Here is a 2,464-nt window from a genome sequence, read left to right on the forward strand (position 1 = left end):
TTGCAACAGAAGATGAGTTAACAGCTCTTGCCCGCTGGAAGCGTTACCGTGTGATGCTAAACCGCCTTGATATCAGTTCCGCCCCGGATATCGAGTGGCCTGAAAAACCTGTCTGATTGCAGCCCTCCACCCGGAGGGCTTTTTGCTTGTTGTCTCATCCTCCTGCAAACGCTGTTTTATCGCACTTTTAGATTGCATAACTAAAAATGGTCGCACCCCTTAACCACGGAGTTAAACAGATGGGCGACTATCACCACGGCGTCGAGGTCATTGAGATTAACGATGGCACGCGCACCATTTCCACCGTCTCGACGGCCATCATCGGCATGGTCTGCACGGCCAGCGACGCTGACCCTTCAACATTCCCCCTTAATGAGCCGGTGCTGATTACCAGTGTGCAAACGGCTATCGGTAAAGCCGGTAAAAAAGGCACGCTGTCAAAATCCCTGCAGGCCATCGCCGACCAGTGCAAGCCGGTCATTGTGGTGGTGCGCGTTCCCGAAGGTACCGACGACCCGTCAGACCCGGAAGCGGCGCAGAAAGAAACCATTTCGAACATCATTGGCACGACCGACGAAAACGGCAAATATACCGGGCTGAAAGCGCTGTTAACGGCGAAAACCGTCACCGGCGTTAAGCCCCGCATTCTCGGCGTGCCGGGTCTTGATACGCAGGAAGTGGCGACCGCGCTAGCGTCAACCTGCCAGAGCCTGCGCGCGTTCGGATATGTGAGCGCGTGGGGCTGCAAGACCATTTCTGACGCCATCAAATACCGTGAGAATTTCAGCCAGCGTGAGCTCATGGTGATTCACCCTGATTTTCTGGCATGGGACACCACGGCGAACGAAACCGATATTGCATGGGCGACCGCCCGCGCGCTCGGCCTGCGTGCCAGAATCGACCAGGAGACCGGCTGGCACAAAACGCTGTCCAACGTCGGCGTGAATGGCGTCACCGGCGTCAGCGCCTCGGTCTCATGGGATTTGCAGGAGCAGGCCACCGACGCCAACCTGCTGAATCAGGCCGGGGTGACAACGCTCATCCGCAACGACGGCTTTAAATTCTGGGGCAACCGCACCTGCTCGGACGATCCGTTATTCGTGTTTGAAAACTACACCCGCACGGCGCAGGTGCTGGCCGACACGATGGCGGAAGCGCACGCGTGGGCGATGGATAAGCCTGTTTCCGCAACGCTCATCCGCGACATCGTCGCCGGTATCAATGCCAAATTCCGCGAGCTGAAAAACAACGGCTATATCGTTGACGGCTCATGCTGGTACGACCCGGAGTCAAACAGCGTGGAAACCCTGAAAGCCGGGAAACTGTATATCGATTACGACTACACCCCCGTCCCGCCGCTGGAAAACCTGACCCTGCGCCAGCGCATCACTGATACCTATCTGGCAGACCTGTCAGACTCGGTCAACAGCTAAGGAACTCAGAGCATGGCGTTACCACGCAAACTGAAATACCTGAACATGTTTAACGACGGTCTCAGCTACATGGGCGTTGTTGAATCCGTCACCCTGCCAAAGCTGACCCGCAAGCTTGAGAAATATCGCGGCGGCGGGATGCCGGGCTCGGTGTCGATTGACCTTGGCCTCGATGACGACGCGCTGTCACTTGAGTGGACGCTCGGTGGTCTGCCTGATGTCGAGCTGTGGGCGCAGTACGCATCACCCGGTGCGGATAGCGTGCCGCTGCGCTTTACCGGCTCATTCCAGCGCGATGACACTGGCGCAATTTCTGCCGTCGAGGTTGTCATGCGTGGCCGTCACAAAGAGTACGACGGCGGTGAAAACAAACAGGGCGAAAGCGGCACGACCAAAATCTCGACCGAGTGCTCGTACTATCAGCTCACGATTGACGGCAAAGAGGTCATCGAGATTGACGTCATCAACATGGTGATGAAAGTCGACGGTGTCGACCGTCTGGCGGAGCACCGTAAGGCTATTGGTCTGTAACCCCTTATCCGGTCAGCGATGCTGGCCGGCCACTTAACTTTGACGAGAGCGACATCATGGAAAATATCAAAGAAACCGAAAACCCGAACATTGTGATCCTCGATAACCCCATCATGCGCGGTGAGCAGAAAATCGAGCAGGTTACGGTCACAAAACCCAACGCGGGAACCCTGCGCGGCGTGAGTCTGGCCTCGCTGGCTAACTCTGACGTTGACGCGCTGATTAAGGTGCTGCCGCGCATGACGTACCCAGCACTCACCGAGCATGAGGTCATGCGCCTAGAAGCGTCAGACCTGATTTTGTTCGCCGGTAAGGTGGTTGGTTTTTTGTCACCATCTTCGGCTCGCTGACCTTCCCCGACAACCTTTCGGTCGATGACCTGATGGCGGATATCGCGGTGATTTTTCACTGGCCGCCATCAGAGCTGTATTCCCTGAGCGTGACCGAACTCATCACATGGCGCGAAAAGGCGCTGCTGCGAAGCGGAAACCACCATGAGC

General features: G+C 56.7%; 5 protein-coding genes. All 5 read left to right on the forward strand.

Annotation, left to right across the window (positions count from 1 at the left end; all coding sequences use genetic code 11):
* Positions 1 to 116, forward strand: a 116-nt coding sequence (locus AK59_RS1000000124085) for a tail fiber assembly protein (protein ID WP_197028025.1), incomplete at its 5' end; no start/stop codon positions are given.
* 123 nt (positions 117 to 239) lie between these two features.
* A complete protein-coding gene (locus tag AK59_RS0123355; RefSeq protein WP_029883953.1) occupies positions 240 to 1,433 on the forward strand; it encodes a phage tail sheath protein in 1,194 nt (397 codons plus the stop codon).
* Positions 1,434 to 1,445: 12 nt separating this feature from the next.
* On the forward strand, positions 1,446 to 1,964 hold the full coding sequence (locus tag AK59_RS0123360; protein ID WP_029883954.1) for a phage major tail tube protein: 519 nt from the start codon (positions 1,446 to 1,448) through the stop codon (positions 1,962 to 1,964).
* A gap of 56 nt (positions 1,965 to 2,020) precedes the next feature.
* Positions 2,021 to 2,314 (forward strand): phage tail assembly protein, encoded by a 294-nt coding sequence (locus tag AK59_RS0123365; protein ID WP_029883955.1) that lies wholly within the window; start codon positions 2,021 to 2,023, stop codon positions 2,312 to 2,314.
* Positions 2,311 to 2,464 (forward strand): GpE family phage tail protein (locus AK59_RS1000000124090; RefSeq protein ID WP_231501513.1); only part of this gene is annotated, 154 nt, incomplete at its 3' end. The genes AK59_RS0123365 and AK59_RS1000000124090, both read left to right, overlap by 4 nt.

Source organism: Enterobacter sp. T1-1, assembly GCF_000710795.1.
In the GTDB taxonomy this organism is placed as follows: Bacteria; Pseudomonadota; Gammaproteobacteria; order Enterobacterales; family Enterobacteriaceae; genus Enterobacter; species Enterobacter cloacae.

What these genes read in the sequence shown, in the direction of transcription:
- AK59_RS0123355 (WP_029883953.1), top strand. Translation starts at nt 240, where the DNA reads ATGGGCGACTATCACCACGGCGTCGAGGTCATTGAGATTAACGATGGC.
- AK59_RS0123360 (WP_029883954.1), top strand. Translation starts at nt 1,446, where the DNA reads ATGGCGTTACCACGCAAACTGAAATACCTGAACATGTTTAACGACGGT.
- AK59_RS0123365 (WP_029883955.1), top strand. Translation starts at nt 2,021, where the DNA reads ATGGAAAATATCAAAGAAACCGAAAACCCGAACATTGTGATCCTCGAT.